Consider the following 25,949-nt stretch of genomic DNA (forward strand, 5'->3'; position numbering starts at 1 on the left):
ACAATCCTCTCAGACATTAAGCAGCAACGGTTCAATTTCATAACGAATGAACACCATCTTTTTATCACCATAGTCTTCCTCTTGCTCAACCGGTTGCCGCACAGACATATCAGTAATCACTTTACGCCAGAAGCATAAAGCTCTGAAATTATGAGGTAAGACTCTGGTCAGCCAATGTCCTGGAAACTGACTGACAGATTGCCTGAACGCCATGACACCCACACCCTGACGTTGATATTTTCTCAAGACAAAAAACTGCCCGATATCATGATAATCAGGATCAAAGGGATAACGGCGCAAAAGAGAAAAATCGGCCAGATTACCATCACACAGAATCAAATACGGGTAATGTCCGTCTTTTTGCCAATAATCATGCAGCCCGATAACAGCACTATCGACTGCATATGAACCAGTGACATCCGGAGACCAGCCCATATACTCACTCATATCATAAAGATAATATTGAAATAGATTCTCAATCAACATTGAGTCTCTAGCCGGTGTTAATTCGATTTCCATAACAGCTTCATTTAATAAGGTTGAAAAACTCTGGACACAGCCAATCGACATCCGTAACTCTTGGAAAGACGCTTTGCCAGTCATTCTGACAACCCGAGCATTGTCTGATCGCTTCACCCAGGCACGCCAACAAAAACCACTCAGCTGGCAAATATCACCGTTTAACCCAGTATATCGCCGTTCAAAATATGGTAAAGGCAATTGTTTTCTGGTGGCGTTAGTTTGCTGTCTGGGAACTCCAACGATAAAAATAACAGAGGAATACTATATGGCCTGGTTTTTGATTTGTGTCGGCATTTTATTGTCTGGCTACTTTACCTACGGAAAATTTGTGGAAAAGGTCTTCGGCCCGATGCCAGAACGCCCAACACCAGCAACCACTTCGGCAGACGGCGTGGACTATGTGCCGATGTCCAATAAAAAAATCTATCTGATTCAGTTGTTAAACATTGCCGGCCTGGGCCCTATTTTTGGACCGATTCTGGGCGCACTGTATGGCCCGGTGGCCATGTTGTGGATTGTCATCGGTTGTATTTTTGCTGGTGCGGTACATGATTATTTTTCCGGCATGTTATCCGTGCGCTCTAACGGAGGCTCCGTACCCAATGTTGTGGGTGAACAACTGGGTGTCATCGCCCGTCACTTCATGAACATATTCGCAGTTATTTTATTACTGCTGGTCGGCATCGTCTTTGTACTGGGCCCAGCCAAGCTTCTGGCTAACCTGGCCGATATGGGCGTGACTTTCTGGGTTGCGGTCATCTTCGCCTATTACATCATCGCCACCATCGTACCTATCGACAAGATTATTGGTCGCTTTTATCCGTTCTTTGGAGCTCTACTGCTGTTTATGTCTATTGGTTTGGTAATTGGCTTGGCGGTCAGCGACCACAGTTTCTACTCCCAGGGTCTGAATTTTGCTGACAATCTGCATCCAACCGATCTGCCCTTATGGCCACTTTTGTTTATCACCATCGCCTGCGGCGCAGTATCCGGCTTTCATGCCACACAATCTCCTCTTATGGCCCGCTGCATGCAAAATGAAAGTGCCGGCCGGTTCATATTTTATGGAGCGATGATTGGTGAAGGAGTGATTGCGTTAATCTGGTGTACACTAGGGCTATCCTTCTATGACAACACTGAGGCTCTAAACGCTACTCTGGCTAGCGGGGGCCCGGCTGCCGTTGTTCATGAAGTATCCACTTCATTACTCGGTAGCGTCGGTGGTGTTCTAGCAGTACTCGGCGTCATTGTGTTGCCAATTACTTCCGGTGATACAGCGTTTAGAAGCGCCCGTCTGATCGTGGCGGATTTTTTGAAACTGCCGCAACAAGTCATGTCACGCCGGTTATTGATCGCCGTTCCGATGTTCATCATCGGCTTCATCGTCAGCAAAGCGGAATTTGGTGTGATCTGGCGTTACTTCGGCTGGGCCAATCAAACCACCGCCATGATTATGCTCTGGGCTGCTGCTGCATACCTGGCTAAAGAAGGTAAATTGCATTGGATATGCACGATACCCGCTGCGTTTATGACAGCGGTCACCATCACCTATCTTGCCAATGCCACTATCGGCTTTAATCTACCCATGCAGATCTCCACTGTGCTGGGTATTGGGGCCACAGTCGTAGCGTTAGTCGCCTTTCTATGGAAATTCAAAGCGGCTTCCCGAGTATCACTACAAACTGATCTCTGACGACTCCGCTATAAAAAACCCGCTGATCGATATCAGCGGGTTTACCGGTTTATAAAATATCAATACTTGCAGAGTTCAAACCTCAGACAACCTCAATATACCCCATCAGCCCTGTTTTCATATGCTCAATCACATGGCAGTGATACATCCAACGGCCTGGATTGTCGGCCACAAATGCAACCTGAACAGTTTCGTATTTTTCCAGTAAAACCGTATCCGTATGGAACGGCACAATCTCTTTTTTATTGGAGTTCAATACCTTCCAGATAAATCCATGCAAATGGATGGGATGGCGATTGGGCGTGTTATTACGCAGATTAAATATATAATTTTTGCCCAACACCAGTCTGGCTACCGGATCCGGAATATAATCTGCTGTCATTTTGTCCCAGGCACGGCGATTGATGGTCCAGAATTTCGGATCGCTATTGCCATCCTTATCAGCCGGGCTGATAGCACCTTCCCACTCGAAGACAAAATTGACGGTTTCAGCGTGTTCGATATCTGGTTTTGGTATCGGGTTTGCTGGTAACGGTTTAACTGGAACAGTCTGGCGTTTGAATGCAGATGCTTCAGCCTGGAGGTTCACCAGATCAAACATCAACCGGCCTTTGGCATTCTTGATCCTGACCAACTCACCTGCAACTGGCGTTACCAGCGCCAAATCAAGGCGCATGCCTGGCCCCATGGCGTGCACCTGCAGAGGATATGGTTGATCCACCGGACTGCCATCAATAGCAATCACCCAGGCCGAATGATCCGGGATAGCGACGTTATAAATCAGCGTATTATCAACATTCAGCAACCGGATACGGGTCAGGGCCCCAGCTGGCACCGGAAACGTCGGTTTATGTTGGCCATTAACCGTTTCCCACCGCCCAGGGGTGCCCATCCGGGCTGCATTACGCGGCGAGGTAAATTCACTAAAACTGCCGTCATCATTCACATGCCAGTTTTTTAACAACAACACTTCTTCATGATCAAAATCGACAGCCTCTGCTTCATCGATAATGATCGCTCCCACCAACCCCTTACCCAGCTGAATGATGCTGTTAACGTGTGGGTGATACCAGAAAGTGCCAGCATCCGGCGGTACAAATTCGTAGAGAAAATCCTCACCGGCGGCGATGGGTGGTTGCGACAGAAATGGAACACCATCCATTTCGATTGGTATCCGCAAACCATGCCAGTGAATTGTGGTGGGTTCATTAAGGCGGTTTTTGAACAGAATCCGCAGTGTTTTGCCCTGGCGTCCACGGATAATCGGTGCTGGATAACCACCGTCAAAACATAGGGCATGGGTAACGCCCCCGGGAACCAGTGAAATATCAGCGGGCTCGGCTGTCAGTATATAATCATAGGGATCATCACTACCGCTGGCGGCCAACGAAAACCTGGGAATACCCAGCGCTCCGGCACCGACAACCGTGGATAACATCGATCCAAGAAAATCCCGTCTGTTTATCATGGCAACCCGCCTCTTGATTCTGTATTGAAAATGAGAATATATCTCATTTATATCAGAATTTATATTACCGGGCTATAATTTCAGCGGTGCTTACATTAGTGGTACTGACATTGCTTTCAACCTGTAAAGCCAAGGGTCCGACCATTCCAGATACCATCACCGGGTTGTCAATAATGATGCGCAAGTCTTACCGTAGCCAACAACAATCGAGGCTTTTTAAGTTGGAGACTGTTCATAGCGAACCACCAGCTCAGGCCAATTACGCAACCAGTTTTTCTGCTCAATACGTTGCTGAAAGGCATCTGGTTTAGGACGCTTGGCATTCAGCGTGATCGTTTTTTGGAACAACGCTTCAACCCCAAATGGTGCCACGATTTCGACCTCATCACCTGACAGACGGGCAACTACAGCAGTTTCGCACTCTACCCAATAAGTCATGGCGTCAGTACATGAATGATAAGGAGGATCACCATTACGCAGATGCATGCGCGCCTGATTTTTTACCGACCACGGTAATCCGGTCATCTGCTGCAACTGTCGCTCATAATCGCGATCACGCTCCCGTGAAGTATCCTTTGGATCAAAGTAAATTAAGTCCAGATCATTGAGCGGCGTTGCGACAGTTTTATGATGACAATAATCCCAGGCCAGATTTCGTACAAAACCCGCGGCGATACACCAGTCCGGTAGCGACAGTAATGCAGCCTGCTGCAATGCCTGCATACGCTGGGTATCGGCACGCAGACACTGGATTAACACAGATTGCATCATGTCTTTCTCCTGTTTTTCAGTTTCTATAAAATCAGTTCATGCCATAACAGTTTTGTTCGAATGGCACGACATTTACGCTTGAATATCCGATCCTCACGAATAAATTCCGGTGATTGGTCTGTCACCTGAAAACAAAATTTTCTCGGCAAATCAGTATATAAGGATCTCGGCGGTTGACTGCCATGAATACCCTTCAACAATGCCCCAGACTCATGAGCATGATAATAAATACGATCAATACCAAGCTCCTCACGGATAAAACGTATGGCTGCCGTTAACATGGCTTCGGACCAGATTGACGCAAACGGCAAGAATATCTCCTCCGCATAGCGTCGGAAGGTATTACCATCACACTGTAGACAACGACCATAATAAGCAGCAATTTTTCCTTTTGAATTCAACTGTGACAATGCCGTTCTCACCCGTCGAACCCAATCACTCTGTATTTCCTCAATTAAGGCTTCTCCAGTGTCCAGATCAAAGTCCAATCGTGCCCAAGCCAGGGTATCACGATACAGAGCATTTTTTTGCCGCTCAGCAACGGGATGACCCACATAATTAAACACATGATCCCGGGTAGGTTTCAACAGTCGCTGATAAGCGCGATTGTGCTGCTCGGAAAAATTCATCTGTAATACCAGATTATAACCATTACGGGTGGTCTGAGCGCTCCATCGCTTGGCACCCCATTGTCCTAGAGTCAACACAAACGACTGACACGATTCACTCCAGACATAATCAAACAAACCAGACATAAGAGAACCACTTCCATTGATCGAAAGTACTTTTCTGACATCGGGTTGTTCCAATAATCTTCTGAACGGCGACTGCTTCACAGCCTGGACAGTCGTACCAGACCGACTGATACACGATAACAAATAAGCAGCGTACTGCCCTTTAAAATATCGAAATAGTGTCCTGTCTTCAGAAAGACAAGCGATTACCTCGGTGACCATTTCCTGTTTCATATTCCATCCTGATCAGGCTGCCAAACCCAATGGATACTGGCAGCCTGAACATCATTCACCGGCGACGATCTGCAAATCATTAATGCCGGAGGAGCCCGTCACAAGAACAGACTCCATATTTCATCATCCTTTGACACAAACCACCTGCTTCAAAGTATGCACCACCTCAATCAAATCACTTTGATGAGCCATTACCGTATCAATATCCTTATATGCAGCGGGTATCTCGTCGATCACACCACTGTCTTTACGGCACTCTACGCCTGCGGTCTGATACTCCACATCCATATCAGTAAATTTCCGTTTTGCGGCACTGCGACTCATCGTCCTGCCGGCACCATGAGAGCACGAGCAAAAAGACTGCGGCTGTCCCTTACCGCGCACAATAAAAGACTTTGTTCCCATACTACCGGGAATAATGCCTAATTCGTCTTCTCCCGCCCGTATCGCTCCCTTACGGGTGACATAAATATGCTCACCAAAATGATATTCACGGCTGACATAATTGTGATGACAATTGATCGCTTCCTTGGTGACCTTAAAGCCTGGAAACTGTTTGCGTAATGAATCAAGGATCATCCGCATCATTTCCCGCCGATTGGTCATGGCATATTCTTGTGCCCACTCCACCGCTTCGATGTAGTCATCAAAGTGCTCAGCTCCTTCGGAAAAATAAGCCAGATCCTTATCCGGCAGATTCATCAGATGGCGACCCATATCGCGGCGAGCCAGTTCAATAAAATACTGACCGATTGCATTGCCGATGCCACGGCTACCGGAATGCAACATGATCCAAATATCGTTATTTTCATCCAGACACAACTCAATAAAATGATTACCACCCCCTAAGGTGCCCAACTGCCGAATCCAGGTCTGATATGGTTTTTTTTGCATCGAATAAATCTTGCGATGCTTACCAATTATTCGATCCAACCCCACAGCCAGGGCGCGAATTGAAGTCGGCCGCGCCCGATCGGATTTATGCATGTTAAAACCAACCGGGATCGCCGCTTCGATAGTTGAACGGATACGGCGCAGGTTATCTGGCAAATGCGATGCATTAACCGACAATCTCACTGCATTCATACCACATCCGATATCCACACCAACAGCAGCAGGAATAATGGCACCTTTGGTGGGAATCACCGAACCAACCGTCGCCCCCTTCCCCATATGCACATCTGGCATAACCGCAATATGACTATGAATAAATGGCAGCTGCGACAAATTATACAGTTGCTGCATAGCAGCCGGTTCCACCTCATCGGTGTATATTTTGACCGGGGCTTTTCCCTTGGTCATCAACGTTTGTATAGGCATCCTATTTTCCTCCTATCGATCCATCTTCAATACTTTAAATTTTAAAACCGGAACCCGCTTTCTGTTCACCACTCTGGCCACCTGAGCCCTCAGATATCCTTGAACTGCATTGAGCTCTTGCAAAACCGTTTCCAACTGAGCCTGTACAGATGAATAGTGATATATTGATACCCACAAAAATTGTCCATCCTCCGAGAGTTGCACTGCTGCAACCTCAATATCTCTGAATACGTCATCCGCCAGTTCGGCCATGAGTAGAAGTGATATAGTTCTTTGGGCAACTTTTTCCAGAGGTTGATTGCGTTTGGTTTTTCGGGTTAAACAGAACCTGGCCAGATAGCGTGGATCCAAACCATCTTCAGGACCAGGCTCATCACATAACTGCTCGGCTTCGTGCAGCCATTTTTTTGATATCGCCACAATAAAACTCCAACCAATACCGCACAGCTCCACCACAATCGGGCAGAAAAATAACGGTATCGAAGCGTTTAAAATTCAACGTCAAACGATCTGTGAGTCCTTAGCCAAATCACAAGCGAAATAAGATTTGCATCGACAAATAAATCGTTCAAAGTAATTGTAATAAGTTAATATTGGAGCCCCGGTCTGACTGACCGGCTAAAAGAGTATTACCGGAAAGAGAAAGACACGAGGCGCGCAATGATTTGATTCTGATACATATTTAGCCTCCTGATAATGAGATGTGGGTTAAAAACGAGGGCGAAATTTACGCTCATATTTTTAGTGAGTCAATACTCTGTTTTAAAAATCACATCGAATAATATTCTTAATGATTGACCGCAGAAAAAACGAATACAACCTAGAGGCCTCTGAAAAATAGGAATAGATTTGATGCAGACGAGGAAGCACCACCCGCAACACCACAATTTACAGGTGTAAATGAGGATGTGAGACGGGGGCTGACAACGTCCTGTGCGAAAGTAGGCCATTTTCAGAGATTCCCTAGAACAAAGTGTACTCATAACCAATGCCTGACTAACATGCCCGGCTACGTTGCTGAATGCGTTGCAACCAAAAACTGATGATACTGAACACCGTAATACCCACAGCATCAGCAAGCAAATCAGTGATATCCAGAGTACGAGTCGGAAAAAAGCCCTGACTAAGTTCCTCCAGCACCACAAAAACCACAACCAGCATTGACCCCAGATAAGGACGCCAGCGGTAACAACCAAGCTGACGAAACCGAGTGGCCCAATTCAATAGCAACGTCAGCAAACCGAACAAACAAAAATGCCCTACTTTATCGCCATAAGGAGTTGCTTTGACAAGATCGAAGAAAATACTTTCAGCACCGGTATCGGCCAAAAAAATAATACGGGCAATAAACAGAACAAATAGTAAAGTGATCAAAATTATGATTTTTTGCATACAGAAATAAGCCATACAGCGAATTTGGAAGGAAGGATTATAAAACGTGTCCTCCTAACTATGCCACACTGTTCTATCCTTGAGCTTGTACATTTTAGCTTGTTGATTGGACTGCATATCTTTGGGCAATCATCGCACCCCATCCAACCTACCCCAGATCATTTGCAAACTGACAGGGGCATATGCTTTTGATATCCCAATAGACCGCAACCATGACAACAGCAACACCTACGAAGTTTTTCGAACATCTGCAACAGCGGCTGAATCAATTATTTGAAGATCTCAATGAATGCGAGCGGCAACAGATACAGGCACTATAGGAAGTCAATTCCAGGGAATTAAAGACCTTGCATTTCATTAATAAATTGGACAAAAACACAGAGATTCCACGATAACCTGAAGGCCATTTTGAACTGGGGAATGCACGCCCAACCTTCCGTCATCTTTAGTACCAGTTCCTTGCACTTCACACTCAAAACCAGATAATGATCAGCAATCTTTTCGAGTCGATATTTAAGGATGAAACCATGAACTTCAAAACACTCATCGCCATCAGCATTTGTATAGTTACCTTTACTGCCTGTAAGCCGGACCTTAAAACCATCGGCACCGTGGATGATGATAAGTTGATTACGCCGGCGATGATTGATGAGATGGGGTTTGAGGAGTTTGAGAAGCAATATTTAGGGAAAGAAGTGACGATAACCGATATCTATAAATCCAGATTTACGGGTGGTTACAATCTTGAGAAAGGGCAGTGTGTGTTTGCTGTTCGCAATGGTGATGATAAAATCAATAAAGATCTCGTTGTATATATATACGCCAACCATTTTCCGGATTTCGTCATTGAAGATCAATTCAAAGAATCCAGTCCGGAATTTACGAGTCTGCTGGATTACTCTGAAGAAACAGATTTACCGATAGATGTCTGCGAGGAACGTTGCGAATATAACGAAAAAACCGGTGCTTGTTTTTATAAAAGTCCTCATCTAAAGATAACAGGAAAACCGTTTTTAATTGAAGAAGGCACTTACTACTATATGTATATGAAACTTAAAGGCGTCGAGTATTAAGTACATGGCAAATTCTTAATTCAAGGGCAATCAATTTTGAAAGCCCTTGTTGATCTCAAGTTATACAGTGTTTATCTGTATTAGCTCATAAAAGGTTTATAGGCCTCCATATCCAACTTGGCCCTAATTTCATCGTCCAGATCTTTTTTCAGTAGATATTCATCACCATCCACTTCTTCGAAATAACCAAACTTAATACCAATATCTAATTCAAAACCCTCCAGCCAGCTATCAAATTCCTCTTGGATTTGCTTGGGGTTTAACCCTGCTAACGGAATTTCGACGGTATATTTATTTTTATCACCCGCATCCCGTTGCATTCGAACCAAGTTCCACTGTGAGTATGGTTTATTTTTAAAAGCTTCTTCGGTCTCATCCCATGCCCGGATTTTCACGTCTAAAGGATGATCAAACACGCCATCTCCGGTTTCCACCAGTTGTATCCATACGTGTTCATATTGGCGTTTAAAATTTCGGAACCAGACACTGAATTTCAAGCAATCCTGGCCTTTGCGCGTGATATGGCCTCGGATATTTTCCACCACAGGTAGTTTGAGTTTAAACGACTGTTTATAAGATAATTCAATAGCGATCCAATGACTCCAGGCGCACCTGAAAACTATTTTGAATTGGGGAATGCGCACTCAGCCTTCCGTCATTTTTAGTACCAGTTCCTTGCACTTCACACTCAAAACCAGATAATGATCAGCAATCTTTTCGAGTCGATATTTAAGGATGAACCCATGAACCTCAAAACACTTATTGCTATTGGTGCTTGCCTGGTTACCTTTACTGCCTGTAAGCCAGACCTTCGAACCATTGGTACCGTGGATGATGATAAGTTAATTACACCTGAGACATTAGCGGATATGGGATATACCGCTTTTCGGGAGAAGTATTTGGGGCAGGAAGTGACGGTGACCGGGTTTTATCAATCGGGTCTGATTGGTACTTATCGAAAAAATGAAGCGCAGTGTGAAGTTGCATTTTCAACCAAAGATAAAAAGTCCGGTAAAAAATTTAATATATATATATATACCAACTATTTTCCGGACTTTGTATTAAAAGATACCTTCAAAGACTTCGACACATTCGACATTGAACGCACACACTATGCTCAAGAAGCCAATTTACCCGCTGAGATCTGTGATGAATGGTGTGAGTATGACCCTAAAACCAAGGCATGCTTCTATAAAAGCCCGGATTTAAAGATCACCGGAAAGTTATTTGAAATTGATGGAAGTGAAAAAGGAAGAACATCCTTTTTATATATGAAAGTTAAAGGTGTCGAATATTAAGTATTTGCCGGATGATCAATGATGACTGTGCCATGCCCTGACACAGTCATCCCTTTCACAGTCTATTGCAGTAACGGATGATCCAATGATACATGAATCACATCCCGCCCTTCTGTCAGATCCTCCTTAAACAAATACGAATCCCACTTCAATTTTTCACCAAATCCTGTCAGATTGGTGCTGGCAAAATAGGCCAGTTCAACCGTTAACTCGACCGTATTGGTTATACGATCCGACATATCCAGCGCTTCTTCAACACTGGCTTTATCCAACCAACTTAAGGGAATATCCAGGTAATAAACATTGCTGGTATCACCTTCCCTATGATGGGTTTCGCTGCGGCTTAAACGCATAAAGTTCCAATCCTGGTACTCAGGTTGATCCAACTGGCTATCTTTATCCAGATCTTGCGGTACCGCGAACCGGATAGAGTCATCAGTCCCCATTCGGTCTCGGTCATACAACCGAATCCAGGCGTATTCGTTGTCACGTTTATAGTTGTCGATACGAATCGCAAAATGAAGAGTATCTTTATCGCCAAGTTCAGAATGCGCAGAGATGCTACGCACTACTGGTAACTTAAGGATAAAGGTATCGTCATTTTCCAGTAATCGATCATTTCGATCACCCGCCTTTGGAGTCACCGCACACTGCAGTTCTAGCTCACTGGCTCCTGCTATATCATTCCAGAGTGCTTTCATTTTTTGATTGTATTTGGATAAATCCAGAATATGTTTTTGCTGTTTTTCCGTGCCTCGAATTTGAGCAAATTTTTGCTCTACTGCTGCACTCAACGTTATCTGGGTATATGTGCCTGCGACATTGGTTAAAGCTCTTATTGCTTTTTGGAATTCATCCGTAGAATTACTCGGATGATCTGATGCCTTGCTTAAATAGCCGTCTTTATCAACATACTCAAACTGCTCCGAATCCAACTCAATCAGCTTCTGGTCAGTACCACCTGAAATATAGGTGAACCTCGCACTCATATCCGGCTTCAGCTCCATGTTTGAGTAACCTAAGACTACCCCAATTTCATCGCCAATATAGACTTCCCGGGTTGAATTGTTGTAGTGACGATAGAGATGTCTAGTGAAATCTGTAACCCCCCAACTCACCGTAATCCCCTTATCCCAAAGGTCCTTCCCAAACAGTTTCAGGTCACTTAAAAAACTCGCTTCTTCGGTTCTGACATTCGCCAGTTTGGCTTCGGCAATGTGATAGCTCCAGGAGAAGACCGATAACCGGGCATTAACCGGGAATGTGAGGTCGATGTCACTGAGCAGTTTGCCCAGTTCTCCGTATAAACGCCCCGGGTTGTTTTCATGTTCGAACAGATAACCGACCCGCCAGGCCACTTCGGTTGTCAGACTCAGTTTTGCCGCCGCCGAAAGACTGATTTCCAGGTAGTCGAGTACGTCGTTGAGCATCGGTCCCCAGGTGACATGATTCAACTCCTTGGTCAGGATGCCATCCCGTTTGGCCAGGGGGTCATCGCTTTTGAAAGTCTTGGCGTCATTGCCTTGTTTATACGCAGTCCAGGCCGCCATCAGTTGATAGGCATATTCCAGTTCCACGGCCTGGGCTTCGCCGTCATCGCGGTTTTTGGAGCCAAGTTTGATCAACAGATCGGCATAGGACTGGCCGGCTTCGGCGATTGTGCTGTTGAGGGTGTGGGTCTCTTCATCAAGTTCCCGGCCGTCCACGCTTTGGCGTTCTTCGGCGGTCACGTATTTGCCCTCGACTTCCAGGTTGAGCTGACCTTGCACATGCACTTTGCGCGCAAAGAACAGGAAAGCCAGCCAGCCGGGTAAGGGGCGGCCGTACGGTGGCGGTGAGAATTTTGTGTCGTTGAGGGAGGCCAATTCAATGGTGCCGGTGCTGGCGGTCAGGTCGCCTTCGCCCAGACCTTCAATAAAGGTGTTGCGCAGTTCTTTGAAGACGTCCTCAAAGTTTTCGGCCTTGGCCAGTTTGGTTTTGCCCATCAGTCGCTTGAAAAAGCCGGCATCCGGATTGGCAACCTGTTTATCCCTCTTATCCAGTTCTTCCTGATGCTCTTCTTCGGTAAACGGGTTGGTGGGGTCGATTAAGGCAAAGCGAAAGATCTGGCTGTAAATTTTTACGGTCGCTTCGTAGGTCTGTACCAGATTGATCTCCGCTTTGACATCTTTGATGAGGTCGTCATACGCGTCTTGCAGGTTGGTATAGGTTTTGGCGGTGGCTTCAAAGCCGGCCCGGGCTTCCTCCGAGATCTCCGGCATCAGTCGTTGCATATCATTGACCGCCTTTTCCGGACTGCTCAGATCCACCTGGGTGATGCGATCTTCCAGGGTATCCAGGTCACTGCTTTTGAGAAAATCATGCAAGGGGCTGATCGATTCGATGACTTTTTCCAGGTCGAACTCGTTGCGCAGACCATCCACAGCGATCATAGCCAGTATTTCTTTGAGTTTAAATTGATCCAGAAACTCCAACACCGCTTTGCCATAGTGGTGCTGCCAGTAGGCACTGTTCTGCTTATTGGCCCTGGCTTGTGGATCTGGATCGGTATGCGGTTTACCAGCCTTGCGTTCGGCCAGGCGGTCCATGAGTTTGCTCATTAACCAGGCGAAGCTGCTGACCGCAATGGAGACGCCCATCCAGACCGGAAAATTCAATTCCCGTGGTTGGCCCGGCTGCTCCGGCTGGTCCAGTTTGTTCAGCGCTTCAATCAGTTCTGAGGGATAGAGTCCAACGTACAGCATGTTGCCGTCTACCCGCCGGATATCGCCTTCGGCGAAGTGGTCGGTACTGCGACAGACTTTTTTGCCGTCTTCGTCGGAAACCCATTCACCGTCCATAATGCGTTCACGCCGCCAGCTGTGATTGCAGTACAGCTGTGGGTTGTAGCCGGCCGTACCTCGGCCATGGGTATCTTTGATATTAACCCTGCAACGGTTGATCACGTAGCATCTGCCACGCGCTAGCAAAATCCAGCGCCGGGATTGCAACCCCGAGGTCAAAACAGAGGCTAAAAAACAAGTTGGTGTTTTTTATCGCCTGCGAACCTTCGCGCCTGTTCATTATGGCAGGTCGGCGGGCCTGCTTCGGCTGGGCCGTTTCTGTTTTGACGGTTGTTGCAACCCGTTCGGCCTGCCCCCAAAACCATTTGCAACTGGTTTAGGGGGCACATAACTGCTTCAAAACAGGAAGGATATTATGACGACCACAACCCCTCCGTCTCTCGAATCCATCAAACACGATCTGAACATCACCGCCAACACCCTGACCGGTGGTCAGGCAATTATCCATATGCTGACCTCACACGATGACGAAAAAACGGCCGCGATTGCGCATGCCGCCTGCGGGTTTTTCGAACATTTGCAACAGCGGCTGAATCAATTATTTGAAGATCTCAATGAATGCGAGCGGCAACAGATACAAGCACTGAGAGAGGCTAATACCAGGGATTTAGAAACACTGCATACCAGCAGGTAATTCAAGTACTCCACGATCATCTGAAAGCTACTTTGAACTGGGGAATGTGGGCGCTCAGCCTTCCGTCATTTTTAGTACCAGTTCCTTGCACTTCACACTCAAAACCAGATAATGATCAGCATTCTTTTCGAGTCGATATTTAAGGATGAACCCATGAACCTCAAAACACTTATTGCTATTGGTGCTTGCCTGGTTACCTTTACTGCCTGTAAGCCAGACCTTCGAACCATTGGTACCGTGGATGATGATAAGTTGATTACGCCGGCGATGATTGACGAGATGGGGTTTGAAGAATTTGAGAAACGGTATCTTGGGAAAGAAGTGACTGTGACGAACTTTTATAGTGCAAAGTCTACAGGAGGATACCGACCAAAGGATGGACAGTGTATTCTTGCTGTTCATAGTGGTGATAAGCATATTAATAGAGATATAACTATATATATATACGCTAATCATTGGCCAGCCTTTGTCATAGAAGATATATTTAAAGAGTCCGGTCCAGAATTGACAGCATTATTGAATTATCCAAACGAAACCAATTTACCAGCAGATGTCTGCGACGAGCGCTGCGAATACAGTGAAGAGACTGGAGCTTGTTTTTATAAAAGCTCCAACCTCAAAGTCACAGGAAAAATATTTGATGCCAGGAATATTAGTAATCTGACGGGTGAATACCGCCTTTATATGAAGCTTAAAGGCGTTCAATACTAAAAGCTATTACTTTGAGGACGGGTACCTAGACCGTCCTCAACTCATTAATAGATAAATATATTATTTATTCATGTACGGCTTATAAGCCTCAATATCCAACTTGGCAGTAGTTTGATCATCCAGCTCTTCTGCCAGTAAATATTCATCACCATCCACTGCTTCAAAATAACCAAACTTAATACCGATATCCAACTCAAAGTCCTCCAGCCAGCTATCAAATTCCTCTTGGATTTGCTTGGGGTTTAACCCTGCTAACGGAATTTCAACGGTATATTTATTTTTATCAGCCACATCCTGTTTCATTCGAACCAGGTTCCACTTTGAGTATGGTTTGTTTTTAAAGGCTTCTTCGGTCTCATCCCATGCCCGGATTTTTACGTCTAAAGGGTGATCAAACACACTATCTCCGGTTTCCACCAGTTGTATCCATACGTGTTCATATTGGCGTTTAAAATTTCGGAACCAGACACTGAATTTCAAGCAATCCTGGCCTTTGCGTGTAACATGGCCTCGGATATTTTCTACCACAGGTAGTTTAAGTTTAATTGGTTGGTTATTGAAAAGTTCTATAGCCGTTCGATTTTTGGGCAAAATGTTGGCTTTTAGATAGATTTCTTTCTTCTTCTTAAACAATTCCCAGAGTTTTTGATCACCACTAATAGAATAGGCATTGTCCCGATCTTTAGACAAGCTCAGGATCTTGATTTTCTTATGCTGAGCATGAGCTCCTATCTCTAAGTCTGCTTTTTGGTTAAAACTGATCTGTAATGCTATGCTTATAATTTCTTCAAAATCCTTAACCTGTTCAGCAACATCTTTTCTTAAACTTTCTTCAGCACTATCGATGTAATCTATAGACCGCTGGATATGGAAATTTCTATCATTTAAACTAACTAGTAGTTTAGTTGAATCGTTTTGATTTTCGGCCCATAAGAACTCACCTTTGAATGTAGTATCCAAGGGCCGTTTGAGCGCTCCTAAAATTACACTGATCTGATCTCCAATATAAACTTCTTCTGGAGTTCGATAATGACGAAATAAATATTCTGTATACTGGCCAACCCCCCATGTCACCTTCACGCCACTGTCTACTACATCCTTCCCGAACAAGGTCACATCATCAAAAAATGTGGCTTCTTCTTTTTTCAGGGTGGCCAGTTGTGCAGTCATAATGTCGGTTTGCCACGCAAAGACGGAAAGTTTGGCACTGATCGGGCAGCTGAGTTTGATCTGGCCGCCCAGGTCTTTCAGTTGGTTGATGAACTGGGATGCGAATGTTGGGTTTTGCAGGTTTTGTTCATCTTCGAACAGGTAGGCCAGTTGCCATTGAACGTGGTTGCTCAGTTCGAGTTTCGGGCCTACGGTGAAGCTGACTTCAATGTAATCAAAGATGTCTTTGATCAACGGCCCCCACAGCATGTCGTGCAGGCCTTCATCCCAGTCTTGATCGCTGGCGGTACCGGTGTAGTGAATACCGTTGCTCTGATCATCGAATCGTTGAACCGCGGCTGTCCACGCTGCTTGTAGCTGGAACAGAACTTCGACACTTGCACTCACGGGTGCTTTTTCGCTTCCCAGGCCAATGGTGAGTCCGCCGTATTGCTGACCTTTTTCAATCACCGCATTGTTTTGATCGAGTTTTTCCTGTCGGGCTTCATCGCTCAGGGTTTCAAAATCCAGGTTCAGGGCGTTTTTGGCCGATGCCTGGTATTGCCCGGCCAGGGTCAACGGCAGTTTGCCTTTTAACCGCACCATCAGAGAGTACAGGATAAAGCTCAGGGGTGGGGGTAAGGGGGAACCGGCCGGTGTGGGAAAGAGTTTGGCGTCGTTGAAGCTCAGCAGGTCCAGTGAGGTTTCAAAGCTTAAAGCATGTTGCTCCTCACCGTTCATCAGGCTGCCGATCAGTTCTTTCATGGCCTTGAGCAGGTCTTTGCTATTCGCGCTCTGGAACCGCCCCCACAGACGAGCAAACAGGCTGGTACTGCCGCTGTCGAGTACCCGGGCAAGGGCTCCAGCATCTTTATCATGACGGGCCTTTTTTTCATCTGCGGTGAGGAAGGGATTGTCGCTGTCGAGCAGGGCGAAGTTGAGGATGTGGCCGTAGATTTTCAGGGTGGTTTTGAAGGTGCCGGCGATGTTGACTTCGTTTTTGGCGGTTTTGATTTCATCATCCAGGGCCTTTTTGAGTGCGACACCGGTTTTTTTGGCAACAATGATGTCAAAGCGTTCAATCATGGCCTGAGGTAATTTGAGGTCGCGAATCTGCCGACGAATCTCGGCACCACTTTTAGAGGTGTCGATCTGGTCAATTTTTTTGCCCAGTTCGTCATCATCCCCCACTTGTTTGAAAATGCCTTTGATCCTGTTCAGTGCAACATCGAAATCGAATTTACTGCTAAAGCTGTCTACCGCCTGCACGGCAAACAGTTCGGGAATCATGACGGTGCCCAGGAATTTTTTGATCGTCTTGCCGTATTCGTATTCCCAGTATTCCGGCTTTTGTCGATCCGGCAGGCTGGGGTCGTATTGTTTAGCGGCTTTTTTGGCGGCCGCGTGGCGCAGAATACGTTTTAGGGTATTGAGCAGTACGGCATAGGCAACGCTGGTACCAAGCCAGTTAAATACGTTCAGTTCTCTCGGCTTGCCGGGTTGCTCCGGTTGGCTGACGCGGTTGAGCGCGTTTATCAGTTCTGCCGGATAGAGGCCGACGTAGAGTAAATCACCATAACTTTTACTGGCGCTGTCAACGGCTTGTTCACGTACTTTGCCGGTGTCGGGATCGGTTTCGATACGACCATCCACCAGTCGTTCCCGCCGCCAGGTATGGTTACGGCACAACTGCGGATTAAACCCGGGGTTACTGCGACCGTCGCTCAGGGTTTGCGGAAACAGGTAGGGATCATCCACCGCCATGCTGTTGGGCAGGTCTTCGTTGTATTCATCTTTAGGGCCATCATCCATCCATTTGTAAGTATGGTTACGTACCCAGATTTTCATGTAACTGCCGACTTCGATGCTGAGCACATCCTGGTATTTCTCTTTTTCAAGCAGCTGTTGGCGGCGGCGTTTAAAGTCTTCTTTGGTGCAGTCGTTGTAGACGATAGCCGGATATTTTACGTACACCACACGAGGGTTGTTGTCATCGACTTTCATGCGGGCTTCAAGTACCTGCTGAAAGCTTTGATGACTGTCAGTGCCCTCTTGCTCGGTAAACAGTGGACGGAATTGGGTCAATGGCACTTTATACAGGTTTTTGCCGATCTCTTCGGCTTCAACACCCAGGATCCAACCGTGGAACCAGCCGGCTTTCTGGGCATCATCGGTCACCCACTGGTTGTTGCCGTTGAGCCGGTAGGGGTTGCCACCAATACTGGGCGGTTGCAGAAATGCCCAGGTATCAAGGCTCGGCAGTTCGGCCGGTTTGGTGACCGGGCCGCTCATTTCAATACGAACAATGACGTGCTGACTGACCGCTGAGGCTATACGACCACGGCGACATTTATCCAGCTTGCGCAGTTTTTTCGGCTTTCCATATCGGCCACTGCGATCATCGAAGTCGTAGTTTTTATCAAGCTGGGTATCTGGAACATAAACGCTTTCAACCTGCATACGGGTCGCTTGAGCGTGCGCTTCTGCCATATCTTCATGGGTGCGTAGTGCCTGATCCCACTCTACGGTTTTGTCCTCTTGTTGTTGCAGGATGACGTTGCCGGCAAGATTTTCAAAACGGTTGATCCGCACGTCCTGATCAAGTACAGCAACGGCCGGGCGTTCTTTACTGCTCAGGATGTTGTCTGGCAGTTCGTGAATGCGAGCAAACGGAAAGGTGGTGTTGAGATCTTCAAGATCTTCATTTCCCCAATAAATACGCACACTTTGCCAATTCTGCTGACCGGTGCCATGTACGACTCCAGTTCGCGCACGGGCCAGATGATTGGCCTGTTCCTGCTCGATCTGCCAGGCTGTTTTCATGGCCTGATCCACCTCAGGCCGATAATTGGCGACGGTGTATTTGGGCAGGGTCAGTTCATCACCGACATGAAGGACAGGGCTGGAGGAATCGGTGGAGGATTTGATTTTGTCCGTATTGGCACGCCAGATCACCAGATAGTTAACATAGTCCAGGCCTTTGGCGAGGTCATATAGATTATCACCGGATTGTATGGTGTAAGTTTGATCCGCTTGCTTGAGTGCGGTTTTGAGTGCATCAAATCGTGATTGGGTCATGAAATCATCCTTAATCGGTTAAACGCTGTGATAGTCCGGATCGTCATCAAAAAACAGGGACTCAGTCAGGTCGACGGCGGCAGCCGGATCGTTTTCGCTGCCATTCCAAAGCGGTGGCAGGATGCGCCGTAGCGCCTGCCCAGTAGAACTAAGCTGACCTCGAACCAGACCAAGAACCAGGTTCTGATCGTTGGGCATCATCAGATAACAGGCATCATGATGGGTCAGGGAGAAATGGTAGAAACGATATTGGTCAGTAGTGCGCTGAGCGGCGATCCACTCGGGTGAGCTATCAAGTCCACTCAGGGGCTGTTGATCGTCGTCGAGCAGCGAGTAGGAGACGTAGTTAGCCGGAAAAAAGAATCCTTTCTGACTCCAGTAAAGGGTTTGTTCTCCCTGTTCTGTGAGCCATTCCAGCAGCTCATCGGCATTGAGTTCCGGCAAGATCAGCTCGGTCTCTGCAGCCAACAGATCAGGGGATTCCAGTTCTGACCGATTGGCCTCCCACAGTAGGGTCCAGTATGGATACCCCTGAGTGTCAGCAATACTGTGCAGGCTGTCACCCGGTTGTACGATGTAACGGCCTTCCGATTTCGGCTGGTAAGCTTTCAGGACTTTTTTAACACCATGTTCACTAAGATACTGCGTGTAGGCCTGCTGTAGGGCATCGTCGAATTCGGCTTTAAGTTCGTTGGGTTGGCGATCAACACTGTCATCATCAGCAAATGTATTGGCTGGGTGAATGGGATGCTCGTGTTCGTCGACCGCCTGGTCATCAACTTCAGAACTCCACCTCGGCAATGGCTCATCACTCTGATAATGCCCACTCAATTGCAGGCACTGTTTTAAAAACGCGACGGAAAAGTACTGCGGGCCATCTTCATGAACCGACCAGGGAAAGGCATCGAGGTTGCCCTGGGCCTCCAGTTGTTCGTCACTGGCGCCCGGCAGCAGCATAAAACGGCTGGGCATGAGGTTGGGGTCGTTGTCGGCCAGGTCGCGGTGATGCACCAGTTTGCACATGGCGTCGTAATCGAGTTGTTTGGCGGCGTAGCGGGCCTGTTCGTAGCCCCGGTTCTGTTCGATCTGTTTGAGTTGATCGGCGATCTGCTGAATGGTCAGCTGGGTGGGTTTGATCATGGTCGCCGGGCCGCTGAATTTGCCTTCGCCCAGCAGGCCTTTGACGCTGAATCTCAAATCGCCGACGGCCGGGTCGAATACGTCGTCGGCTTTCAGGCCGGGTACCTCAAACTCATAACGATATTGTTCGGCTTTCAGGGTGACGAAAAATTGGCTGACAATGCGCCGCCCCTGTTCATCGTTATCACCCTTCACAATCACGTTAAGCTGCTTACCTTCATGACCAGCCAGATGGGCAATACTGAACCAGCCGCGCAGGGCTTCCTCTTCAAACCGGTACTGCCGCTGGTGCCAGGCCAGGTTGGTGAGTTCGAGTTTGACCGGACGGGCAGTATCGAGAGATTGAAGGATCTGGGCACTTTCTGCGTCGTACTGTTCATAACGCCCGGTACTGGCAGAGCCACCGATACCCCGGGTTTGTTTGAAAGCGCCCGGTTTACGGAATACATAAAGCTGCTGATGACCATGCTGAGTCTGCTGATAACGGTCAACACGGCGGGCGCTACGGCCGTCAAAGATCACCAGTACAATGCCCGCAGGAGCCGGCTCTCCGGCCCACTGCATGCGGTTAACCTCGCGCTGCTGCCAGTAATGCCCAAAACCCTGTTTGCGTACAAAGTCACGCACAGGTGCCGGCAAACGGTATTCATCGATACGTTGATACCCTTCCGGGCGGGTGGAAATCTCTTCGTCGTTGTTCGGGGAACAGGAGTCTGTCAATGAGTCCTGCCGGGAGTCATCGTCATCCCAGGGGAAGTAGGGGCCAGTCATGAGGGCGTTTCCTTACCATTATGAAATGAACACAATTTGATGCGGGGGGCATCTTCCATTAAGAGGTAAGGGTTATACCAGAAATGAGCGGATGAACGTAATGTCCTGGTTCACAAAATCAATCACAAAGACTCAGGTGGCGCAAAAAATTGATGTTGGCAACATTGGTTTGAGCGACTCAACCTGCGGTGGCTGTCGTCACGGGTGCTGCCCTGAGTTGCTCTTCAAGAATAACCAGTTTGGCTTCCTGTGCACACACACCACACCGCCTGGCAACCCCACAGCTGCGCCGGGCCTGACTCAGGGAGCACACACCATTCCGAACTTCAGCGCGCAACTGCCGTTCAGTCACGTTCTCGCATATACAGATGTACATATTCTTCTCCTCTATTCGGCAAGATGTTTAAACCTGCATATTGTCATTCAAGGCCATCCAGCAAATTGCGGTGTTGCGAGTGGTGCTTCCTCGCCTGCATCAAAACGATTCCTATTTTTCTGAGGCCCCCTAAATCTTCCGCACCCGTATGTTCATACTCTGAATCCGGTAGGCAATCTGACGCGGTGTCATCCCGAGTAATCGGGCGGCTTTGGCCTGTACCCAACCAGCCTGTTCAAGTGCCGCAACCACCCGCTCCCGTTCATCCATATCAGGATCATTAATATCCAGGTTAGTTTGAGCAATGGAAGGTTTGATTGAAACTGCCGAATCGATGTCGAGACCGCTTAAGAAAATCACATCCCGATCGATGACGCCGTTCTCGCACATCACTGCTGCACGCTCCAGACAGTTAGACAGTTCTCTCACGTTGCCCGGCCAGTGGTGTGACATCAGCATACGTTGAGCATTATCCGTTACCGTCAGTTTACGTCCCTGCTGCTTGCCAAGTTGTGCCAGCAGGAATTCTGTTAAATCCGGAATATCTTCAATTCGTTCCCGCAGTGGCGGTATTTTGATAGGCATTACGTTCAACCGATAGTAAAGATCCTCACGAAAGTTTCCCTGCTCCACTTCCGCTTCCAGATTCCGGTTAGTGGCTGCAACGATGCGGACATTGACTCTGACGGTGGTGGTGCCACCGACCCGTTCGAGCTCGCCTTCCTGCAGTACCCGTAACAATTTTGCCTGGAATAACGGCGAGATCTCGCCGATCTCATCAAGAAACAGGGTGCCACCATCAGCTTGTTCAAAACGCCCTTTGCGTTGCCGAACGGCACCGGTAAACGCCCCTTTTTCATGACCGAACAGTTCACTCTCCAGCAGAGTTTCCGGCAATGCCGCACAATTCAGTTTAACAAATGGATTGTTAGCATAGGGTGAGTTGTAATGAATCGCGCTGGCGATCAGTTCTTTACCTGTGCCGGATTCTCCACGAATCAGTACAGTGCTGTCCCACTTGGCCACCCGGCGAACCTGATCAAAAACCCGCCGCATTTGTTCTGTGTGGCCAACCACCATGTTATCAAAACCATATTTACTACGTACCTGACGACGCAGTTCATCACGCTCTTCTTTGATGTCCTGTTTTTCTGTTTCGACAGTGTGGGCCAGAGAGATGGTCTGTACGATCAGGTTGGCAACCATTTCCATCAATCGGGTACAGTCAGGTAACATGACGCGAATATCCGACAGGATGGCCGGCTGAGCAGCCAGCACACCAATGACTTTGCCCCCTCTGGATTTGATCGGCACACTAATGAACGGCAGTTCCAGATCATACAATTCTAGTTTATCGAGAAATCTTGGCTCAGTGGATATGCGGCCAAGTACGATACTTTCACCACTTTCGAATATGCGTCCGATGATGCCTTCCCCAGGCCGATAACGCACGGAATTGGAGGACCGCTTAATCTCCTCTGACTCTACGTGGATGGAGCCGACAGACAAACCGCCATGACTGGGATCAGATAAAGTAACGATGCCGTGATGCATGCCTGCATCATCATGGAGAATCTTTAGCACTTCCGCCAGAGTCTGTTTCATATCCAGAGATTTATTCAACACGCTGGACACTCGGTACAAAACCAGAAGTTGTTTTTCCAGCAGTTGCAATCGGCTGACTACGATGGTTTCAGTCGCATTCATTCGCTTCACTCACTCGGGCCTAAGGTCTATGGTGATACGGGTAAAGTGACTCTTGCCAAAGCTCCAGGACGGTAGTCACGATCAAAATGCACGGTTCCCAGGTGGTCATTCACAATATCCTGAACCTGAGATAATCCCATGCCGCGGCCAATTTTGCCTTTGGGTTTTGAACTGTAAAACGGTTCAAATACTTTGATCATCAACTCCGGTGCAATTCCCTCACCGGTATCGGCTATGTCAACAATCAGGTTTTGATTCTCCCAGCGGGTGGAAATACAAATTTCCCGCACTTTAATTCCACGCGCACTGACGGCATCGATGGCATTATCGAGCAGTTTTTTGAACAGCGAACGCAATCGTTGCTCCTGTCCAATCAAAGATGGCAAGTGCATGGCCGGCTTCCAGTCAATAACGATACCGTTAGCCAGAATACGATTGGAGGAAATACTGATGACTTCCCGCAATAACTGGTTAAGGTTGACAGGGATTTTTTTCTCCACCGGTCTGGCCGGCACCAGGTCACGCAAACCCTCCAGCGCAGAAATACCAGCGTAGCGAGCTTCTTCCAATGCTTTTAACAGGGCGCTGTCTTTGTCCTCTTCGCGTCGTTTGATCATTGTAACCGCAGCATCGATCAGGTTAACGGGGCCTTGCAGTTGATGAATGGCACCATTAAAAGCTTCCTGCAATCCTTCCAGCAGCTCTTCCTCTGCCATTAATACCCGCAGAGCATTCATTTGGGTTTCCTGCTGCCGATGTCTTAATCGGGTAATGTCGTTAATGACCAGTAACAGATGTTTACCAGTTGTTTGCTCAAAAAAGTTTTCTGCCCCTTCCATGCCGGCATCAATCCAGTTGCCAAAGCAACTGAAATAACTCTGATCATCACCACTGCCTTCGAAGCTGACTTCTTTATTGGCGAAACCATCTTCGTTATTCAGTAGATCCGGTTGTTCAGCGACAAGAATGTCTAAAATGGCCTCAGCCGGTTCCACCGCTCCCAGTTGCTGACACAAGGTCTGATAGGATTTGTTGCTCAGCACCAGATTGTGGTCTTCATCAAGCAAAGCCAAAGCCGCGGGAGTCTGATTCAAAACCAGTTCCAGCAATTTATTCTGGTTAGATAATCGTTGTTGCAGAGAATGAACCTCCGTAACATCACGATGCATACCAAGATAATGGTTCACTTCTCCATTCTCTGCCTCAACCGGGGCGACCATTAACTCAGCCAGATAACGACTTTGATCCTTACGCCGGTTCACCAGCACACCTGACCATATTTTTTTCTGCCGCAAACGTCCCCACAGTGCGTGGTACACTAGCCTGGGCGTTGTATGATTTGACAAAATAGATTCGTTTTTGCCGAACACTTCATCACTTTCATAGCCGGTGACCTGATGAAATGCCAGGTTGGAATAAAGAATATTTGCATGAAGATCAGTAATGGATATTGCCACAGGTGCATGTTCGACTGCCTGAAAAAAAACTTCCATCGGCAGTTCATGAGATTGATTGTTATTATTTTTATCGACTGAATGATCAACGACCACATCGGTTTCTGCGTTGATCTTTTTTTCCGGATCTATTGCCATGTACTTGGTCCTGTCAATCATTAACCGGTTCATCTCGTAATGGTCGAATTGCAAATGTTATGCCCTATCAACATAAAGCCATCAACGGTGCGGTTTGGTATTAACACACTGGTTTATTGTGAGCTTTGTTACAATGCATCCAAAACGATTTGGTAACCAAAATGTAGCAAAACCGACAAAAGCAACGACTTCGTTGTTTTAGCGATCTCTGTAAGCCATGTTCCCGCCTAAAAACACTCTCTGATCGTGTGGCATGATTGCTGCACCTGCCCCTAAAAAACTGTAGGGAAGGCAACGATGGAATACTTCTATCTTTTTGTTAGCACCGTCCTGGTTAACAACGTGGTTCTGGTTCGTTTTCTCGGCCTGTGCCCGTTCATGGGTGCATCTAACAATTTGTCTACGGCTATGGGAATGGGGCTGGCTACCACTTTTGTACTCACGCTGGCCTCCATGAGTAGCTGGTTACTAGAGCACCTGATTCTGGAACCGCTGCACATCGAATTTCTACGCATTCTGACATTTATTCTGGTGGTCGCAGCACTGGTTCAGTTTACAGAAATGGTGATTCGAAAAATCAGCCCGGTGCTTTATAAAACACTGGGGATTTATCTGCCACTGATTACAACCAATTGTGCCGTTCTGGGTGTGGCACTATTAAATGTCAGCGAAGAACACAGTTTCTCAGAAAGTATCGTTTATGGCCTTGGTGCTTCAATTGGCTTTACTCTGGTCATGATAATTTTTGGCGGCCTGCGCCAACGTCTGTCTCTGGCCAATGTGCCAGCCGTGTTTGCCGGCTCTCCAGTAGGTCTGATTACTGCTGGATTACTGTCAATGATTTTTCTGGGATTTTCCGGATTAATTTAATCGGGGTCGACAATACGACCTGACCCAATGGAGGATATCACTATGTTATTCATCTCACTTGTAGGAGTTATGACAGCTCTCGGTCTGATCATTGGAACGATATTAGGTTACGCCAGCCGGTTTTTTGCAGTGGAGGAAAATCCACTGGTACAGGAAATTCAATCACTATTGCCCGGCAGTCAATGTGGTCAGTGTGGTTTGCCAGGTTGTGCTCAGGCAGCTGAAGCGATTGCCTCTCAGCAGGCCACGGTGACTTGCTGCCCGCCAGGCGGCATGCAACTGGCTACCCAGCTGGCAGAATTATTGGGCGTAGAGCTTGATGCCGAGGCAGTCGTTGCGGAGGTAAAAGTCGCAATGATCGTGGCAGAGAACTGTTCGGGCTGCACACGCTGCTACAAGGTATGTCCAACAGACGCGATCATCGGCGCCAACAAACAGATCCATCAGGTATTTGCAGATGCTTGCACCGGGTGTCGAAAATGCCTTGACGCCTGCCCCGATGACTGCATCGAAATGGTCAGCATAAAAACCAATGCTGACAACTGGCAATGGCCCAAACCGAAGGCAGCATGA

At 47.4% G+C, this 25,949-nt stretch carries 21 protein-coding genes; 7 read left to right on the top strand and 14 right to left on the bottom strand.

The genetic code is table 11. The features are described 5' to 3' along the window. Positions 1-9: 9 nt before the first annotated feature. A complete protein-coding gene (locus ACQY6I_RS17315; RefSeq protein ID WP_428242757.1) occupies positions 10-519 on the bottom strand; it encodes a GNAT family N-acetyltransferase in 510 nt (169 codons plus the stop codon). 73 nt (positions 520-592) lie between these two features. Between ACQY6I_RS17315 and ACQY6I_RS17320 the strand changes: the two genes are divergently transcribed. Further along, a complete protein-coding gene (locus ACQY6I_RS17320; protein ID WP_428242758.1) occupies positions 593-2,215 on the top strand; it encodes a carbon starvation CstA family protein in 1,623 nt (540 codons plus the stop codon). A gap of 82 nt (positions 2,216-2,297) precedes the next feature. Here ACQY6I_RS17320 and ACQY6I_RS17325 read toward each other — a convergent pair whose 3' ends face one another. From ACQY6I_RS17325 to ACQY6I_RS17350, 6 genes are all read right to left on the bottom strand, one after another. Further along, the gene (locus tag ACQY6I_RS17325) at positions 2,298-3,683 is read right to left on the bottom strand and encodes a multicopper oxidase family protein (RefSeq protein ID WP_428242759.1); all 1,386 of its coding nucleotides are present in this window, start codon (positions 3,681-3,683) and stop codon (positions 2,298-2,300) included. A gap of 216 nt (positions 3,684-3,899) precedes the next feature. After that, entirely contained in the window at positions 3,900-4,454 is a 555-nt protein-coding gene (locus ACQY6I_RS17330; protein ID WP_428242760.1) for a nucleotidyltransferase family protein, read from the bottom strand. Between the two features lie 23 nt (positions 4,455-4,477). Beyond that, on the bottom strand, positions 4,478-5,422 hold the full coding sequence (locus tag ACQY6I_RS17335; protein WP_428242761.1) for a hypothetical protein: 945 nt from the start codon (positions 5,420-5,422) through the stop codon (positions 4,478-4,480). A 123-nt stretch (positions 5,423-5,545) separates the two neighbouring features. Beyond that, the gene (locus tag ACQY6I_RS17340; RefSeq protein WP_428242762.1) at positions 5,546-6,742 is read right to left on the bottom strand and encodes an RtcB family protein; all 1,197 of its coding nucleotides are present in this window, start codon (positions 6,740-6,742) and stop codon (positions 5,546-5,548) included. 12 nt (positions 6,743-6,754) lie between these two features. Then, positions 6,755-7,162, bottom strand: a complete 408-nt coding sequence (locus ACQY6I_RS17345) for a ribosome-binding factor A (protein ID WP_428242763.1) — start codon at positions 7,160-7,162, stop codon at positions 6,755-6,757. 576 nt (positions 7,163-7,738) lie between these two features. Then, complete coding sequence (locus ACQY6I_RS17350) at positions 7,739-8,134, bottom strand: VanZ family protein (protein ID WP_428242764.1); 396 nt, start codon at positions 8,132-8,134, stop codon at positions 7,739-7,741. 527 nt (positions 8,135-8,661) lie between these two features. Between ACQY6I_RS17350 and ACQY6I_RS17355 the strand changes: the two genes are divergently transcribed. Next, the gene (locus ACQY6I_RS17355) at positions 8,662-9,207 is read left to right on the top strand and encodes a hypothetical protein (RefSeq protein WP_428242765.1); all 546 of its coding nucleotides are present in this window, start codon (positions 8,662-8,664) and stop codon (positions 9,205-9,207) included. An 80-nt stretch (positions 9,208-9,287) separates the two neighbouring features. Here ACQY6I_RS17355 and ACQY6I_RS17360 read toward each other — a convergent pair whose 3' ends face one another. Further along, positions 9,288-9,641 carry a hypothetical protein gene (locus tag ACQY6I_RS17360; protein ID WP_428242766.1) on the bottom strand — a complete coding sequence of 118 codons (354 nt, stop codon included), beginning with the start codon at positions 9,639-9,641 and terminating at the stop codon, positions 9,288-9,290. A 309-nt stretch (positions 9,642-9,950) separates the two neighbouring features. Here ACQY6I_RS17360 and ACQY6I_RS17365 point away from each other — a divergent pair, with 309 nt between their 5' ends. Beyond that, positions 9,951-10,505: a hypothetical protein gene (locus ACQY6I_RS17365; RefSeq protein ID WP_428242767.1), complete on the top strand. Its 555-nt coding sequence runs from the start codon at positions 9,951-9,953 to the stop codon at positions 10,503-10,505. Positions 10,506-10,567: 62 nt separating this feature from the next. Here ACQY6I_RS17365 and ACQY6I_RS17370 read toward each other — a convergent pair whose 3' ends face one another. Further along, positions 10,568-13,450 carry a hypothetical protein gene (locus ACQY6I_RS17370; RefSeq protein WP_428242768.1) on the bottom strand — a complete coding sequence of 961 codons (2,883 nt, stop codon included), beginning with the start codon at positions 13,448-13,450 and terminating at the stop codon, positions 10,568-10,570. Positions 13,451-13,703: 253 nt separating this feature from the next. Between ACQY6I_RS17370 and ACQY6I_RS17375 the strand changes: the two genes are divergently transcribed. Then, the gene (locus ACQY6I_RS17375) at positions 13,704-13,982 is read left to right on the top strand and encodes a hypothetical protein (protein ID WP_428242769.1); all 279 of its coding nucleotides are present in this window, start codon (positions 13,704-13,706) and stop codon (positions 13,980-13,982) included. Positions 13,983-14,135: 153 nt separating this feature from the next. Further along, positions 14,136-14,693 (top strand): hypothetical protein, encoded by a 558-nt coding sequence (locus ACQY6I_RS17380; protein ID WP_428242770.1) that lies wholly within the window; start codon positions 14,136-14,138, stop codon positions 14,691-14,693. A 60-nt stretch (positions 14,694-14,753) separates the two neighbouring features. Here the strand turns inward: ACQY6I_RS17380 and ACQY6I_RS17385 are convergent, their stop codons facing one another. The 5 genes from ACQY6I_RS17385 to nifL all read right to left on the bottom strand — a co-directional run bounded on the left by ACQY6I_RS17385 (position 14,754) and on the right by nifL (position 24,506). Further along, positions 14,754-18,920 carry a LysM peptidoglycan-binding domain-containing protein gene (locus ACQY6I_RS17385; protein ID WP_428242771.1) on the bottom strand — a complete coding sequence of 1,389 codons (4,167 nt, stop codon included), beginning with the start codon at positions 18,918-18,920 and terminating at the stop codon, positions 14,754-14,756. 18 nt (positions 18,921-18,938) lie between these two features. Next, positions 18,939-20,831, bottom strand: a complete 1,893-nt coding sequence (locus ACQY6I_RS17390) for a LysM peptidoglycan-binding domain-containing protein (protein ID WP_428242772.1) — start codon at positions 20,829-20,831, stop codon at positions 18,939-18,941. Between the two features lie 178 nt (positions 20,832-21,009). After that, the gene (locus ACQY6I_RS17395; RefSeq protein ID WP_428242773.1) at positions 21,010-21,207 is read right to left on the bottom strand and encodes a (2Fe-2S)-binding protein; all 198 of its coding nucleotides are present in this window, start codon (positions 21,205-21,207) and stop codon (positions 21,010-21,012) included. 129 nt (positions 21,208-21,336) lie between these two features. Further along, the gene (nifA, locus tag ACQY6I_RS17400; protein WP_428242774.1) at positions 21,337-22,914 is read right to left on the bottom strand and encodes a nif-specific transcriptional activator NifA; all 1,578 of its coding nucleotides are present in this window, start codon (positions 22,912-22,914) and stop codon (positions 21,337-21,339) included. A 26-nt stretch (positions 22,915-22,940) separates the two neighbouring features. After that, positions 22,941-24,506 carry a nitrogen fixation negative regulator NifL gene (gene nifL / locus ACQY6I_RS17405; RefSeq protein ID WP_428242775.1) on the bottom strand — a complete coding sequence of 522 codons (1,566 nt, stop codon included), beginning with the start codon at positions 24,504-24,506 and terminating at the stop codon, positions 22,941-22,943. Positions 24,507-24,803: 297 nt separating this feature from the next. Here nifL and rsxA point away from each other — a divergent pair, with 297 nt between their 5' ends. After that, positions 24,804-25,376 (top strand): electron transport complex subunit RsxA, encoded by a 573-nt coding sequence (rsxA, locus tag ACQY6I_RS17410; RefSeq protein WP_428242776.1) that lies wholly within the window; start codon positions 24,804-24,806, stop codon positions 25,374-25,376. Positions 25,377-25,418: 42 nt separating this feature from the next. Continuing rightward, positions 25,419-25,949, top strand: a complete 531-nt coding sequence (locus ACQY6I_RS17415; RefSeq protein ID WP_428242777.1) for an RnfABCDGE type electron transport complex subunit B — start codon at positions 25,419-25,421, stop codon at positions 25,947-25,949.

Source organism: Gynuella sp. (assembly GCF_050297175.1).
Lineage (GTDB): Bacteria > Pseudomonadota > Gammaproteobacteria > Pseudomonadales > Natronospirillaceae > Gynuella.